General features: G+C 48.0%; 13 protein-coding genes and 1 riboswitch. Of the genes, 3 read left to right on the top strand and 10 right to left on the bottom strand.

The window, feature by feature from the left end; genetic code table 11:
• Positions 1-57 precede the first annotated feature (57 nt).
• Positions 58-282, top strand: coding sequence for a hypothetical protein (locus JOE49_RS00125; RefSeq protein ID WP_209943719.1), 225 nt, complete (start codon positions 58-60; stop codon positions 280-282).
• Between the two features lie 177 nt (positions 283-459).
• Here the strand turns inward: JOE49_RS00125 and JOE49_RS00130 are convergent, their stop codons facing one another.
• From JOE49_RS00130 to JOE49_RS00160, 7 genes are all read right to left on the bottom strand, one after another.
• Entirely contained in the window at positions 460-1068 is a 609-nt protein-coding gene (locus tag JOE49_RS00130) for a GNAT family N-acetyltransferase (protein WP_209940364.1), read from the bottom strand.
• A gap of 51 nt (positions 1069-1119) precedes the next feature.
• On the bottom strand, positions 1120-1860 hold the full coding sequence (locus JOE49_RS00135; protein ID WP_023990140.1) for a metallophosphoesterase family protein: 741 nt from the start codon (positions 1858-1860) through the stop codon (positions 1120-1122).
• A gap of 105 nt (positions 1861-1965) precedes the next feature.
• Positions 1966-2910: a metallophosphoesterase gene (locus tag JOE49_RS00140; RefSeq protein ID WP_076295555.1), complete on the bottom strand. Its 945-nt coding sequence runs from the start codon at positions 2908-2910 to the stop codon at positions 1966-1968.
• Positions 2911-2975: 65 nt separating this feature from the next.
• Entirely contained in the window at positions 2976-3785 is an 810-nt protein-coding gene (locus tag JOE49_RS00145) for an AAC(3) family N-acetyltransferase (protein WP_209943528.1), read from the bottom strand.
• Between the two features lie 172 nt (positions 3786-3957).
• A complete protein-coding gene (gene sdhB / locus JOE49_RS00150) occupies positions 3958-4725 on the bottom strand; it encodes a succinate dehydrogenase iron-sulfur subunit (protein ID WP_023990143.1) in 768 nt (255 codons plus the stop codon).
• A 19-nt stretch (positions 4726-4744) separates the two neighbouring features.
• Positions 4745-6490, bottom strand: a complete 1746-nt coding sequence (gene sdhA / locus JOE49_RS00155; RefSeq protein WP_160789377.1) for a succinate dehydrogenase flavoprotein subunit — start codon at positions 6488-6490, stop codon at positions 4745-4747.
• A 93-nt stretch (positions 6491-6583) separates the two neighbouring features.
• Positions 6584-7258 (bottom strand): succinate dehydrogenase cytochrome b558 subunit, encoded by a 675-nt coding sequence (locus JOE49_RS00160; RefSeq protein ID WP_023990144.1) that lies wholly within the window; start codon positions 7256-7258, stop codon positions 6584-6586.
• 225 nt (positions 7259-7483) lie between these two features.
• On the opposite strand from JOE49_RS00160, the gene JOE49_RS00165 reads away from it, so the two are divergent.
• Complete coding sequence (locus JOE49_RS00165) at positions 7484-8389, top strand: LysR family transcriptional regulator (RefSeq protein ID WP_013311798.1); 906 nt, start codon at positions 7484-7486, stop codon at positions 8387-8389.
• 4 nt (positions 8390-8393) lie between these two features.
• Here JOE49_RS00165 and JOE49_RS00170 read toward each other — a convergent pair whose 3' ends face one another.
• Together JOE49_RS00170 and JOE49_RS00175 are read right to left on the bottom strand one after the other, a co-directional pair.
• Positions 8394-9071 carry a potassium channel family protein gene (locus JOE49_RS00170; protein ID WP_023990146.1) on the bottom strand — a complete coding sequence of 226 codons (678 nt, stop codon included), beginning with the start codon at positions 9069-9071 and terminating at the stop codon, positions 8394-8396.
• Between the two features lie 203 nt (positions 9072-9274).
• The gene (locus tag JOE49_RS00175) at positions 9275-10615 is read right to left on the bottom strand and encodes a TrkH family potassium uptake protein (protein WP_209940365.1); all 1341 of its coding nucleotides are present in this window, start codon (positions 10613-10615) and stop codon (positions 9275-9277) included.
• Positions 10616-11202: 587 nt separating this feature from the next.
• Positions 11203-11355: riboswitch (cyclic di-AMP (ydaO/yuaA leader) on the bottom strand.
• A 261-nt stretch (positions 11356-11616) separates the two neighbouring features.
• Between JOE49_RS00175 and JOE49_RS00180 the strand changes: the two genes are divergently transcribed.
• Positions 11617-13347, top strand: coding sequence for a CPBP family intramembrane glutamic endopeptidase (locus tag JOE49_RS00180; RefSeq protein ID WP_209940366.1), 1731 nt, complete (start codon positions 11617-11619; stop codon positions 13345-13347).
• On the opposite strand, the gene uvrC is transcribed toward JOE49_RS00180, so the two are convergent.
• Complete coding sequence (gene uvrC, locus JOE49_RS00185) at positions 13316-15400, bottom strand: excinuclease ABC subunit UvrC (RefSeq protein WP_160790335.1); 2085 nt, start codon at positions 15398-15400, stop codon at positions 13316-13318. The two genes, JOE49_RS00180 and uvrC, sit on opposite strands and share 32 nt — an antisense overlap.
• Positions 15401-15468: the final 68 nt, after the last annotated feature.

Consider the following 15468-nt stretch of genomic DNA (forward strand, 5'->3'; position numbering starts at 1 on the left):
TGGGATCATTATTTCGTCTACCTTAACAAAACTAATTCCTAGAGGAGTGATCAACGTATGGGAAAAATACTGGTGCTGGGTGAAACGGCTGCTGGAGGAATCCGAAAACTCCGTTACGATCCTCACACGAGGACAAACAAGCGATCGTTCGGTGACTGTGTTCAACGGATCTGTGCAGATCGTACCGATTCGAAAGCGCTGGCAGAGGGGTATTCGTTTCTTTCCCTACATGAATGGCTTCCAGAGCTGGTAGCCAGCTTGAACCGTTCCTATGAATCATAGGAATCGCCAGTAATCGTAGGTAGCTGCAATAGAAACACAAAAAAAGAGGACCCGAATCATCGGGCCCAGCAACATATATTATTCAAAAGGGGGTCATGTCTGTATTGTACCCGTCCTGTGTTAGAGTTGTTTTGCAGTTATATTTCATCTTTGTAACAAAATATTCCATTGTCATTTCTACGCATAATCCCCTTGGGTCATCGAAAATACCAATACACTCGGTACCACTCCTGAGGGATCATAAGCACCAATGGTACGCAGCAGGCGCATCTTATTTTTAATAAGCACGCGCATGGAAGCCTGATTATCCTCTTGGCAACGACTTTCGATCCGCTTGAGCTTCAAAGATCCGAAACCAAAATTCAGCATTTCTCCTACCATTTCTGTAGCCAGCCCCTGTCCCCAAAAAGGACGATCCAGAATATAGCCCAGTTGTGCCTCACCCGTTCTTTCATTCCATTGCTGAAAAGAGACGATACCGAGCAACGGTGAGGAGGTAAGCTCATTGGATTCACTAAGTAAATTGCTTTCTCCTGTATTTCTCTGATGCCATTCCACCGCAAAATGCAGGGAATCTAGTGAATCAGCAGATATTTTAATTTGCGCAACCAGACGCCGCATTCGTGTATAGACTGGCTTGCGAATTCGATTCACATATTGGATCACCAATGGATCGGATAGGATCCGTTCCAGCGCGGGATAATCCTCCGCTCTTAACTGGCGCAATCGGACTCGACGGGTGTAAAGCTCCGGTAGCCCAAGACGAAGCATTTCTCTGGTCAGCACAATGTTCCCTCCTGCGGATGGATTGGCTTTTAGAAATGAATGTTTCCATACTTAATCCAGGTCCTGAATCCCCCGATAAATTCCTGTGCGCAGCTCTCGAATATAATACGGCAAAGAAGGTACAGCAGCTTCCTCCGCTTGTTTTACCGCCAGTTCTATATCATAAGGTACACGTACAAAATGAATGGAGAAGGACGTAGGCTGCTCCTCTCCCATCTCCCCCTCTAAAATGCAGTAGGAAGCCTGCGTAACATCTAACGGATTCCCGACACTACCGACGTTAAAAAGTGTTTTTCCCTGAAAATGCTGGATAAAAGCATTGTGCACATCACCATATCCCACGACATCCGGAGCAAAAACAACTTTTCCATTTTCTTCTGCTAACGGATCGAACATGGCAAGCCGTTTTTCCGGCTCATCCCATGGCTGCACACGGTGATATACACTTTGCGGCGAGGCATGCACCAGACGGATACGGCGTCCGCTCATTCTGAAATCATAATGAAACGGTAACTGTGCCAAATACTGCACTCGTTCTGCCCCCAAGCGTTCGGCTTGCCAGCTAAAATTGAGATCATCCGTAATACTAACCAGCTCATCCCAATTCCCCCGCACGACCACTTCACAACGTTGACGGACAGCATCCAGAACCTCGCACGGGCTAGGCCCTTTGCCGATCAGATCCCCCAAACAAAACACACGGCTAATGCCTCGGGAAGCAATATCCTCCAGCACCGCCTCACAGGCAGGCCAATTGCCATGAATATCTGAAATGACAGCAATACGATCCATCTGAACCTCACTCCTTTGTCCGAAACGACTACATCTCTACACTACATTCGAGCCATCTTTATGTAGTTCCAACATATATGATAAAGATGAAAAAAAGATCATGGCCTATTGGCCGGATTTTAACGTAATGACACTAAGCTCCGGTCTGCACAGCACGCGAATCGGCAGATGTGTCATGCCAATGCCTCGGCTGACATACAGCGGCATTCTCTCCGTTCCCACATGAAATAGTCCCTGGATGTACTTGCGTCCACCTGGAGGCGGCATCGGCGCTCCAATGACCGGCAAGCGTACCTGTCCTCCATGCGTATGCCCTGACAGTTGAAGATCAAAGGACATTTGCGCCGCCACATCTGCATAGTCCGGCTCATGCATCAGCAGGAGCTTGCACATCTCATCAGGTAGTCCGTGAATGGCACGCTGCGGATTGGGCTTGCCCATGATGTTATCCTCTAAACCGACCAAGGCTACACGCTGTCCCGCAAGCTCTACAATCGCATGCTCGTTTCTCAGCAACGTAAACCCGGTTTTCGGATACAATTCCTGTACTCCGGCTGGTAAGCCTCTATAATCATGATTGCCCAGAATAGCAAATTTGCCAAGTGTGGCGTGCATAGAAGCCATAACTGGAACAGCAGCCTTCATGGATACTGCATAGTCATCCACAATATCGCCTGTAAAACAGAGCAAATCTGGCTTCAGACCTGCTATACGGTCCGCAAGCTCGCGTAGATCCTGCTCATCCATGTGAAAACCCAAGTGCACATCACTAAAATGTACGACCCTGATTCCGTCAAAAGCAGACGGAAGACGAGGGAGAAACAAGTTGAAGCGTGTAATTTCCAAATGATTAGGCTCCCATAAGGAAGCATATCCTCCAGCCAGAAGCGCGGTTCCGGCTGTGGCTAAAGCCGCTTTTTTCAAAAAATGGCGGCGCGAAGGATTGGCTGGTTCATTTGAAATGGAACGCCGCGAAGAACCGGGAGGGATAGCGGACCCCTGATGCGGGCCATCCTGACTCTCGCGGCGGGTGTGCGGCGTCTTCTCCATATGCATTCCCCCCTGCAATCTATTCCTTGATCTCACTTTTTAGAAATTCTTACTGTCCAGAAGCTTTAGCGGTAGTTGGACAACCACTGCTCCGCATAGTCTACCAAATCACGTTGCCTCGCGAAAAAACATGAAGCCTCCCCAATGTTCACCCGCATAAAGGCTGAGGGACAGTCCCGTTCAAAATCAAGTCCCAGCTTCTCAAAGTCATCTGAGGTAATATTAAAATCCTGAAAAGATACCCACGCTTTTGCTCCATCCACCATCATAGGAGCTTGATGCGTGATCACTTCTCGTCCATTATAGGCTGTTCGATATTCCGCCAAATGCAAGGACGTGTTGCTGTCATGTTCGCAGCCCAACAGCAGTACATAGGCATCTGCCTCATACAGCTTTGCCAAGGGCGAATGCTCACCCAGCCCAAAATCAAGCTCATGCGCCTCCAGCAAGTCTGAAGCAGCAGGTCCACGTGCCGCCAGAGAAACATGCGGATGTCCGCTGCGCTTGGTTCCTGGCAGACCACGGAACGTTTCTACAATGACGCCCATCCCTCCGGTCAGCGTCCAGGCCGGATCATAAGCGGGCATTTCCTCGCGTACCAGTTCCCACCATGACTCATCCAGAGGAGGGTTCATCCAAGTCGAGGGATCAGTCAAGTCATGAGACTGTGTCGGCATTACCAGCGTCCCTTCCGGGCCAACCGCTTCGGTTAGCGCGGCAAGAATGGCCGAGGCCCCGCCTGGAACAAAGCGTCCAAAGCTGCGCATCGACGAGTGAACAAGCAATGTCATGCCGCTCTGAACTCCCAGATCCTGTAATCCCTTCATTACATCCGACCTAGTGACAGGTCGATTCGTTATCGGTTGCACAGTCACCTGTCCAGCCTCCTTTTCACCAAAAACGATACACAATACCATAATTATACCATAACTGCTATCCCGCGCTCCTTTCTCCATGTTACCCTCCATCATTCCTGAGCGCAAAAAAACAGGCTTTCTCCAGTTTGAGAAAAAGCCTGTTTGTGCATAACCTATTCGCTGTCTAGTGCTATACAGTCAGCCAGCGCTTGAACATATGCTTGGTCGTTTCCTTGTTCATTTCGGCAATAGAAGTTGTCAACGGAATGCCTTTCGGGCAAGAGCGTACGCAGTTTTGCGAGTTCCCGCACCCTTCCAGCCCGTCGTCCGTCATCAACGCCTCCAGCCGCTCTTCCTGATTCATTTCCCCTGTCGGATGGCTGTTGAACAGGCGAACCTGAGAAATCGCCGCAGGTCCGATGAACGTCGTCTTCTCGTTGACGTTCGGGCAAGCTTCCAGACAGACACCGCAGGTCATGCACTTGGACAGCTCATACGCCCACTGACGCTTTTTCTCTGCCATTCTAGGACCAGGACCCAGATCGTAGGTACCGTCAATCGGAATCCACGCTTTGACCTTCTTGAGCGCATTAAACATCCGGCTGCGGTCGATGACCAAATCCCGAACTACCGGGAACGTGCTCATCGGCGCGATCGTAATTGGCTGCTCCAGCTTATCGACGAGCGCTGCACAGGCCTGACGCGGCTTGCCGTTAATCACCATGGAGCATGCTCCGCATACTTCCTCCAGGCAATTCGACTCCCAGCACACCGGAGCCGTCTCTTTACCGTGGCTGTCCACCGGGTTACGCTGAATTTCCATCAGCGCGCTAATCACATTCATCCCCGGACGATAAGCCAATTCGAATTCTTCCGTATAGGAACTGGCTTTAGGATCAGCTTGACGGGTCACAACGAACTTCACTGTTTTATTCGACTTCACTGCTTGCTCCGACATCTAAATACACTCCCTTCCGTTATTTGTTCTTGGAATAATCCCGAATACGCGGCTTGATCAGCGAAACATCCACCGCTTCATACGAGATTTGTGGTCCTTCCGGTGTCCAGTCCGCAATCGTCGTTTTCAGGAAATCCTCATCGTTGCGATCCGGGAAGTCTGGTTTGTAATGGGCCCCGCGGCTTTCGTTGCGCAATAGCGCACCTTTGGTCATCGCTTCGGCCAGCTCCATCATATTCCACAGTTGCCGTGTAAACGCCGCACCCGCATTGTTCCAGCGCGAAGCGTCATTGATGTTAATGTTAGAGTAACGCTCCTTCAGCTCCTTGATCTTGTGGATCGTAGCTTCCAGCTTGTCATTATAACGAACCACAGTCATGTTGTTCGTCATCCACTCGCCCAGCTCTTTATGAAGAACATAAGCATTTTCTTTTCCGTCCATATGCAAAATACCCTCATACTTCTCCGTCTGCTGATTAACTGCCGCATCAAATACGGAAGTAGCTATATCCCGTGCAGATTTTTTCAAGCCTTTGATATATTCCACAGCCTTAGGTCCAGCTACCATCCCGCCGTAAATGGCTGACAGCAACGAGTTCGCACCCAAACGGTTCGCACCGTGATATTGGAATTCACACTCACCAGCCGCGAACAAGCCCGGTATATTCGTCATCTGATTGTAATCGACCCACATGCCGCCCATTGAATAATGAACAGCCGGGAATATTTTCATCGGGATTTTGCGCGGATCGTCACCGACGAATTTTTCATAGATTTCAATAATGCCGCCCAGCTTTACATCCAGCTCTTTCGGGTCCTTGTGGGACAGATCGAGGTAGACCATGTTCTCGCCATTAATACCCAGTCCATCATCAACGCATACACTGAATATTTCACGTGTTGCAATATCGCGAGGGACCAGATTTCCGTAAGCCGGATACTTTTCTTCGAGGAAATACCATGGCTTACCGTCCTTATACGTCCAAATACGACCGCCTTCTCCCCGTGCCGACTCGGACATGAGACGCAGCTTGTCATCCCCTGGTATAGCCGTCGGATGAATCTGGATAAACTCACCGTTCGCATAGCGTACGCCTTGCTGATACACCGCACCAGCAGCTGTGCCCGTATTAATGACGGAATTCGTGGTTTTACCGAAAATAATCCCGGGGCCACCAGACGCCAAAATAACTGCATCCGCTGCAAAAGTCTTCACTTCCATCGTACGCAAATCCTGCCCGCAAATCCCTCGACAGATGCCTTCATCATCCAGTACAGCCTGTAAAAACTCCCAATTTTCATACTTGGTCACCAAACCAGCAGATTCCCAGCGCCGTACCTGCTCATCGAGAGCGTACAGAAGCTGCTGTCCTGTCGTCGCACCAGCAAAGGCGGTCCGATGATGCTGGGTACCGCCGAAGCGGCGGAAGTCCAGCAGTCCTTCCGGTGTCCGGTTAAACATGACGCCCATGCGGTCCATGAGATGAATGATCCCTGGAGCCGCTTCGCACATCGCTTTTACCGGAGGCTGGTTGGCCAGAAAGTCCCCGCCATAGACCGAATCATCAAAGTGAATCCAGGGTGAGTCTCCCTCACCCTTTGTATTTACCGCACCATTGATGCCGCCTTGAGCACAAACGGAGTGGGACCTTTTGACCGGAACCAAAGAAAATAAATGAACGTGAACTCCCGCCTCTGCCGCCTTGATCGTAGCCATTAGACCTGCCAGACCGCCGCCCACGACAATAATGTTGGATGCTGCCATTTCTGCTCACTCCTTTTTTTCAGGATTTTAACCAAATCCCCTTTTACGTTTAAAAATAGAATCTCAACACGATGTATAATGGATATGACTCATTTACAGTAGCTGTTTAAAAGCGCTGCATTGCACCAAGGCAGTTGCCGTTTCCTGAAATTCCGCGCTGCGGAATGCAAGCAGGGAAGCGATGAAGCCGATAGACACCACCACGAACAGGGTCATACAGATATAAGAAGATACTTTTTGCGCACGCGGTCCCACAGTAATCCCCCAACTGACCATAAATGCCCACAGTCCGTTAGCAAAGTGAAAGGATGCCGAAACGACACTGATTAAATACAAAATGAAATAAACCGGGTTCGTCACAATGCCATGCATAACGCCGCCTAGCTCCTCATGAGTTACTTTACCCAGAGCTACCTGAAAGCGTGTGTCGTATACGTGCCAGATAATAAATACAAATGTAATGACGCCAGAAATACGCTGGAACAGAAAGCGCCAGTTACGTGAATAGCCGAACCTTTTGACATTCGGGTCAGCCTGATAAGCGATATACAAGCCATAAATCCCGTGGAACAGTAATGGCAAGTAGATGAATAACGTTTCTAGCACAATAACCAGCGGCAAACCATTCAGGAAGGCCACGCTGCGATTAAATCCTTCCTTGCCGCCCTCCACCGCTGTGAAGTTCGTCACCAAATGCTCAACAAAAAATAGAGCCAACGGAATGACGCCAAGAAGCGAATGCAGCTTTCTGGAATAAAATCCTCTCATCTAGGTCATGCTCCCTTCTCCCAATAATAGCGTTTTCAATAGTAATATAACATATAAAATGACAGTTCCCGACAGGAAATGTCCAACAAGGTGTCCCTTATAAGGAAAAACAAAAGTGTGAACATCTTGTGTCGCTTTCATGTTACTCCTTTTCGGCTTATAATGGAATTGCAATATACGTATTAATTATTATGTCTTTTTTGCATATAGAGAGGAAGTGATGATTTGTTTGAGGATTTGAACGCTTTTGCCGTCATTGTCGAGCAGTCCAGCCTGAATAAAGCCTCTAAACTGCTGAATCTGTCCCAACCTGCCCTGTCTCGCAAAATTGCCAAGCTGGAGGAAGAGCTGGGTGTGAATCTCTTTGATCGTCGGGGCAAACGGCTCGAAATTACGTCCACTGGCCGATTTGTTTATACATTCGCACTAGAGCAACGGCAACGACAGCTTCGCTTTTTACAAAAGCTGTCCCAGCACAAAAATGAAGCCCAGAGTATGCTTACACTCGGCGCAAGCCTCACGACACTCCAAACGACGCTGCCTACCCTCGTCGAAGCTTTCATGAGCAAGCATCCTCAAACCGAGCTGAAGCTGCTCACCGGTAAAACCCATGAAATCGTCGCCTTTGTACGTGATAAAAAAGCAGACGCCGGTATTGTCGGGTCTGCCATTCATGAAGCTGGACTGCGTTGCATTCCGCTATTTGATGATCATTTGGAGCTTGTTGTTCCCATTGGACATGAATTAACCGTCAAGACAGAAACGGCCTCGATGAAAGATCTGCAAGGATTGCCGATGATTATATTCTCCAAAGGAACCTGGTACCGCAGTCTGACGGATGACTTGTTCCAGCGCAGCGGCATCATGCCGGATATCCGAATGGAAATCGACTCCTTTGAGGCGATTGTACGCCTGCTTCCAACCTGTAAGGCTTCTGCCTTGCTACCCAAATCCTATTTGCGCAGCGAACTGCTGCGGGATAATGGACTCACTGCATTGTACTTGCCCGATTTGAAGGAGACACGCCGAACGACCTCCCTCATTTACTCGGAGACGACCGATCTCGGTCCGACAGCACGACGCTGGATTAGCGAGACACGTGCGTCGTTTGCAGGCTACCGTATGGTGTAGAGGGTTAACCCTCTTCATTAACATTAACAACCTCATCCTCAAAGCGACCGATATTGTCATTCGAGCCGATGATGACCATAATATCGTCTGCTTTTAGCCGATCCATAGCCGTCGGTGCGATCAGGATACCGTTCGCCGTATGAAGCGCCACGACACTACAACCAAAGCGAGTACGGGCATTTAGCTCTGCTAGCGTTTTTCCATTCAGACATGCAGGTACATTGAGTTCCACAATACTGTATTCTTTGGACAACTCCAAATAATCGAGCAAATTAGGCGTGACTAGCTGATGAGCCACCCGGATACCCATATCCCGTTCTGGATAAATGATCCGGTCCACACCGAGCTTCTCTAACGCACGCCCGTGCAGCACAGATATGGCTTTGGCTACGACTTTTTTCACACCCAGCTCCTTCAGCAAAATGGCGGTCAGGATGCTTACCTGAATGTCATCACCAATAGCAACAATGCCGCAATCGAAATTACGGATGCCCAGTGATCGCAATGAGTCTTCATCGGTAGCGTCCGCCACGACAGTATGTGTCAACATCTCACTCATACTGTCCACCACATCCTCATTCCGGTCAATGCCTAGCACCTCGCACCCCATATCCACCAATTGCAAAGCCAGGCTTGAGCCAAACCGCCCCAAGCCAATAACTACAAACTGCTGCGTTTTCATATCTACTCGAAAACTCCCTTATCTGAATCAATTTCATAAATGAGGATTTTGCAAAAATCCCATAAGCGACTTCCAATGAAGAAGATATAGATCGAAATGGTTTAGTTCGTCTATATCTTGACTTCGGAGCGACTGGTATCGAATTTTGCAAAATCCTGAAATGATTAAACCCACGAAATGTATACTACATATCATGAAATGATTCATCCTATAATCATTTTGCCTTCCGGATGACGATATAATTCTTTACCCTTTTTCGGCCCCAGTGCATAAGCTAGCGTGAGTGGCCCCAGTCTACCTGCAAACATCGTCAGGGTAATCACCAGCTTACCTATGACTGTCAAATCAGGTGTAAGCCCCATCGACAGCCCCACCGTACCAAACGCAGACACCGTCTCGAACAAGATCATCAGAAAATGATGATCTTCGGTTGCCGACAAAATCATGGTCACCCCGATCACGAACAGCAGCCCCAGCAGTGTAATGGTCAAAGCCTTGTAAATTCGTCCCTGCGCAAGTCGGTACCTGAACAGCACAATATCTTCACGCCCCCGTATCATCGAAATCACGGCTCCAATGAGCAGCGCGAATGTTGTGGTCTTAATCCCGCCTCCAGTAGAGCCAGGAGAAGCCCCGATAAACATGAGTATGATGATAAAAAACTGCGTAGCCTGCCGCAAGCCTGCAATGTCCAGTGTATTGGCACCTGCGGTACGAGGGGTTACGGACTGGAATAAAGATCCCAGCAGTTTCCCACCCCAATCAAGCGAGCCAAGAGTCTTTGGATTCGTAAACTCAAATACAAAAATCACGAGCGTGCCGACTACAATCAGAGCGCCCGTCATGCTGAGTACCACCTTAGTATGCAAGGACAGTCTCTTGCGCTTGCGATATTCTGCCAGATCCGACATCACTACAAAACCAATGCCGCCTGAAATAATCAGGAACATAGCTGTAAAATTAACAATCGGATCATATACATAACCTGTCAGGCTGCGAAAGTGCCCGAATAAGTCAAAACCAGCATTGTTAAACATGGAGATGGCATGCCAAATCCCAAAATAAATCGCCCTGCCTACAGGCATATCAAACGACCAGCGAATCGCAAATATTGCAGCACATACGCCCTCAATGACCAGCGAGTACAGCAGCACCTTACGAATCAATCCGACAATTCCTTCGACAGAGGTCTGATTCATCGCTTCCTGTAAAATGAGGCGCTCCCGTAAGGAAATCCGACGTTTGAACACCAGCGCGATCAAGGTAGCCATAGTCATAAAGCCCAGGCCGCCGATCTGAATGAGCGCAACGATAACAACTTGACCAAAGGTTGTAAAAAAGGTCCCCGTATCCTTTACGACAAGCCCTGTAACACAGGTCGCGGAAGCGGCAGTAAACAAAGCGTCTATAAACGCAAGTGGCTTTCCTGTTGTATTGGAGATCGGCAGCATTAACAATAAACTACCTATTAGAATGATAATGGCAAAGCCCGCAACGAATATCTGCGGTGGAGAAAGCCGGAGCCAGCTTGCATTGGGATTCATCTATTCATCACTTCTCTCCTACTTGGTGAATTATGAGCATGGAGATCGCTCCGGGTGCAGATTATTCTTCCGATTGCTGTTACCCCCGGATACTTTTCTAATTCTATAAGCCCTTTAATGGTTAAAATCCGGTGATAGCTTATACTTACGATGCGAGCTTTCCTACGGAAAGCTTTCAGGCAAACGCTTCGCTTCTTCAGAACAATTCTGCCCCCTCCGCTACTGTCATCTCATAAAATCACCAATCTCTTTTCAGTTTCTTTCGTCCGTTTCTTTTATAAAACAGAAAAGTATCCGCAAAGCGGGATACTTTTGCCTTTCAATACTCACTACTTCATACCTCACTACCTAATGAAACGTTTGGTGACTTTAAGGCAGGCAGCAGCGCAGCGGTCCATTTGGATCTGGAGAAGCGGTAGCGCTCGCCTTTGAGTCTGAATTTTAACCTTATTAGGGTTTCCTAATTCAATAAAATTCAGAGTCAACAGCGATCGGAAGATCAAATGGAACGCGCAGCGACTTAACTAGCAAACTTTTACACGCACATATACACACAAAAAAAGACACCGGAAAACCGAGTGCCTGACTTGGTCCCTGCTCACAGCCTACGAGGTTAGCTGACGGATTCGGGCAGCACAGTATGCCCTATTTACACATCCAATCCAGCAGGATCGGCTGTAAAATTCACCCCAGTAACATGGTTCCCCCGTTTTCCCATAGAAATTCGGCTCAACTGTATATCATTACCTATGTATTTTATAGGCATTGCCTCAAGATTATAATCCTTCTATATCCAGATCACAAAACCGATTTCGCCGAAAAAACGTGAAATTGGCTTTATTTTGCGAATGGGCATCGTTTAATCGCAGCTTATCTTATTTTATTGGAACTTTAAAGTGCTTTCACTCTATTTTCATGAATATCGCTGGTCTGTTGGCGGGAACCTGTGCAGTATGATATCTTTAATGGATGTTCTTATTTACAGATTAAGGAGGAAACTCATGAATCCTATCGGGAAACCGGTCGTGCTCACGGCCAACTTCAAAAAATTAGGCTTGCTGGGCGGGATTGGCCTGATTTGCTTTTTTATCTTTCAATTGCTTATTCCCTCGCTTAGTAATCCGAGTCCAGAATCAGTAATGAACGCAAAGGTCATCAGCAAACAAGAAGCGGTCATACACGCATTGGACTTTGCCCGCTCCGAGTTGGGCTATACTGAATCACAGCCAGAGGAGCCTGTCGTGACCTATCAGGCCGAAACAGATTTGTACGGTTATTTATCTAGAGAAAAACTGCTTCAACAGTACGACCGTACATGGAAGAAAAATTACCCTTACGAAACCTTTCGGGTTGATCTGCCTGAATCCTCAGCGAAAAGCAAACTGCAAATTCATGTGGATTTATCCACTGGGAAGGTCGTTAGCTTTAAACGGATCACCTCCAGTACCAATTACACACAGGCTGATATTTCTACGGATGAAGAAGCACGTAACAGGCTTATACGTGTAGCTGAGGACGGCATGACGCTTGAAGCCAAGGAGCAGGCGGCCGCAGTATGGGTTAAGCGCTTTGGTTTTAAGCCGTCGGACTTGAAGCTCGCCACCACTGAAAAAGAAGGTGGATTAAAGTATACCGTAGACGATAAAAAAATCGGCGTCTCGGTACTTACATTGGCTTTTACTTTCGAAGACGGTGATGTTCGCTCCTTCTCTCAAAGCTTTTCGGCCCCGTCGTCCTATACCGATTATATCGAAAAGCAAACATTTTGGGCGAATTGGATGACCTATGCGGGTTATGCCCTATTTAGCTTTGTGCTGGGTGTTCTTGCCATTGTGTATGCGTCACTCACCCGACGACATACTTCATTTGTACGCGGCATTGTTCTGTCCGTTATATACTTTATTGCAAGTATAGCTGGGACAATGAACATGCTGCCTTTATTGCAAGCAGAAGCAGGCGGTAAGGGCATGCTTATATTTCTTATGGTGTTCCAGATTGGTGTTACCTTCTTCATGGCAGTAGCGCTCTACTTCTCCTTGGTCGGCGGTGACGGACTTATGCGTCAGGTTGGACTGAATGCATGGCCGCGTGCGAAAGAGCCGGGCTACGGGCTGTATGTGCTTCGCAGTATGTATGTTGGCTACTTGTGGGCCTTTATTTTACTCGGGGTACAATCCATCTTATTCTTTATACTGGAGCGCACATTTAATACATTCTCCACAACAGATGCCACGCAATCCCCTTACAATATGGCTTATCCATGGTTACTGCCGATTATGGCCTGGATGGCAGGTATTGGAGAAGAGACTGTCTACCGTCTGTTTGGTATTCCGATGGTCAAAAAAATAGTGAAAAACACTTTTGTTGCTTGTCTGATCACCACGCTGATTTGGGCACTGGGACATACACTTTATCCAATCTATCCGGTGATTTCCAGACCTATTGAGCTGACTTTTCTTGGCTTGCTGTTCAGTTTTGTGTTCCTGCGTTACGGTTTTATTGCCGCCATGTTCAGCCACGTTATTTTTGACAGCATTCTAATGGGGCTTAGTGTAATGAGTCTGGGAGACACTGTGAATGTGAGCGCTGGTCTATTCTGGATCTTACTTCCAGCCATTGTGGGTTACATCATTTATTGGTTTAGTCCTAAAAAGCCAAATCGAATTATGTTTGAACCTATTAAAAAAGAGGAGCCGTATTCTACGACTCCTCCTCCCGAAGGGCAGCTATAATCTGACGCGCAAGCTTATCCCCAATAGAGAGAGGCCGGAATTCTTCAACGCTGGCCTCTCTTATTTTTTTGAGTGATCCAAAATGCTTGAGCAGTAACTTACGCCGTTTCTCGCCGATGCCTGGAATAGAGTCCAACCGAGAAGTCACCATAGATTTGCCGCGTTGCTCGCGGTGGAACGTGATGGCAAAACGGTGAACCTCGTCCTGAATCCGTTGCAGCAGATAAAATTCTTCGCTATTGCGTGCAAGTGTCACGGCCTCAGAGGACTCTCCCACTAATAGTTGGGAAGTTCTATGTTTGGCATCCTTCACCAGACCACACACAGGAATGAACAAACCCAGCTCATTTTGCAGTACATCGGTCGCCGCCTTAATTTGTCCACGTCCACCATCCACAACGATCAAGTCGGGACGTTCCAGATTTTCCTTAAGCACACGTTCATATCTACGCCGAATAACCTCACGCATCGTTTCATAATCATCGGGTCCCTGCACAGAACGGATCTTATATTTTCGATACTCCTTCTTGGCAGGCTTGCCATCAATAAACACGATCATGGCGGAGACTGGATCGGAACCCTGGATGTTGGAGTTATCAAACGCCTCCACCCGGTGCAAGCTATCCAGCCCAATGGCACGTCCGAGATTGCTTGCAGCTTTGGATGTCCGTTCCTCATCCCGCTCGATCAGCTTAAACTTCTCATCCAAAGCAACACGTGCATTTTCCGTCGCCATGCCTGTCATTTGCTTTTTCAGTCCACGCTGCGGTACAAGTACCTTAACATCCAACCATTCAGCCAGAGCGAGAGCCGCCGTAGCTGGGTCCTCCAGTCCACCGGATAGTTGGGTTTCTGTTTCCTTTATCTCTGCATCTTGGTCACCAACTTGACCTTGATTCGTTGCTGCTGCATAAGCTGCTCGTTCTTCAGCCACCAGCAATGAGTCAGCAGAATGCTCTGTCTCCGTTTGTATCGCTTTGTCATCTGTCTGTCCGGTAGCATCGGCTGTAGGTGCACTGTGAAGTGCAGTTTCTGCCGCAACCGGTTGATCGACATTGACCTGTTCCGCCTGCATCATCTTAGGAGAATCCGGCAGCAATATTTCCTGCGGCACTGCTGGGTTGTCACTATAATATTGCGTCACATAGGACATAAAATCACTGTAAGCCTCACCGTAGAAAGGAAAAGTTGACATATGGCGCTCGATCATTTTACCTTTGCGGACATATAGGATCTGTACACACATCCAGCCCTTATCTACTGAAAAACCGAATACATCTCGATCTTTCGCATCCGATGTGGTGATTTTCTGCTTTTCCATCATCGCGTCGATGCTGATAATCTGATCTCGCAGCTCCTTGGCCCGCTCAAAATACAATTCCTCTGCGGCCTCCTGCATTTTACGCTGAAGATCCTTTTTAATTTCCTCATGTCCCCCGCTCAAAAAGGAACCAATCTCCTGACCAATCTGGTCATACGTTTCCTTCTCGACCTCTTTCACACAAGGCCCCAAACATTGATGCATGTGATAATACAGACACACTTCTTTTGGCATCACACCACACTTGCGTAACGGATACATACGATCCAGCAGCTTCTTCGTCTGATGTGCCGCGTAGGAATTGGGGTACGGTCCAAAATATTTTGCTTTATCTTTCAGAACGCGACGGGTCACCTCCAGCTTGGGGTGTGCCTCGTTCGTAATTTTCAAATACGGAAAGGTTTTATCATCCTTCAATAGCACGTTATAGCGCGGCTGGTACTTTTTAATGAGGTTGCACTCCAAAATGAGCGCCTCCATATTACTGCCTGTAACGATATATTCAAAATCACGGATATCGGAAACCAGTCGCTGCGTCTTGCCGTTATGGCTACCTGTAAAATAGGAACGGACCCGGTTTTTCAACACTTTGGCCTTGCCGACATAAATGATGGTGCCTTCGCTGTTCTTCATCAGGTAACAGCCTGATGCATCCGGCAGTAACGCTAATTTGTGCCGTATGTTTTCCAGCGCCTTCTCCTGATTCTGCAAGTCCTCCGCATAAGGTTTCATTCGCCCGGTTCCTCCTTCCATTCTTAATGACTGCTCAACTAACTACTTATAATATATAGGAATAATAC

The sequence above is a fragment of the Paenibacillus sp. PvR133 genome (assembly GCF_017833155.1).
Taxonomy (GTDB): Bacteria; Bacillota; Bacilli; order Paenibacillales; family Paenibacillaceae; genus Paenibacillus; species Paenibacillus polymyxa_B.

Bases quoted from the DNA above. Each gene is read 5' to 3' on its own strand.
- JOE49_RS00125 (WP_209943719.1), top strand. From the start codon at position 58: ATGGGAAAAATACTGGTGCTGGGTGAAACGGCTGCTGGAGGAATCCGA.
- JOE49_RS00135 (WP_023990140.1), bottom strand. From the start codon at position 1,860: ATGGATCGTATTGCTGTCATTTCAGATATTCATGGCAATTGGCCTGCC.
- JOE49_RS00140 (WP_076295555.1), bottom strand. From the start codon at position 2,910: ATGGAGAAGACGCCGCACACCCGCCGCGAGAGTCAGGATGGCCCGCAT.
- sdhB (WP_023990143.1), bottom strand. From the start codon at position 4,725: ATGTCGGAGCAAGCAGTGAAGTCGAATAAAACAGTGAAGTTCGTTGTG.
- sdhA (WP_160789377.1), bottom strand. From the start codon at position 6,490: ATGGCAGCATCCAACATTATTGTCGTGGGCGGCGGTCTGGCAGGTCTA.
- JOE49_RS00160 (WP_023990144.1), bottom strand. From the start codon at position 7,258: ATGAGAGGATTTTATTCCAGAAAGCTGCATTCGCTTCTTGGCGTCATT.
- JOE49_RS00170 (WP_023990146.1), bottom strand. From the start codon at position 9,071: ATGAAAACGCAGCAGTTTGTAGTTATTGGCTTGGGGCGGTTTGGCTCA.
- JOE49_RS00175 (WP_209940365.1), bottom strand. From the start codon at position 10,615: ATGAATCCCAATGCAAGCTGGCTCCGGCTTTCTCCACCGCAGATATTC.
- JOE49_RS00180 (WP_209940366.1), top strand. From the start codon at position 11,617: ATGAATCCTATCGGGAAACCGGTCGTGCTCACGGCCAACTTCAAAAAA.
- uvrC (WP_160790335.1), bottom strand. From the start codon at position 15,400: ATGAAACCTTATGCGGAGGACTTGCAGAATCAGGAGAAGGCGCTGGAA.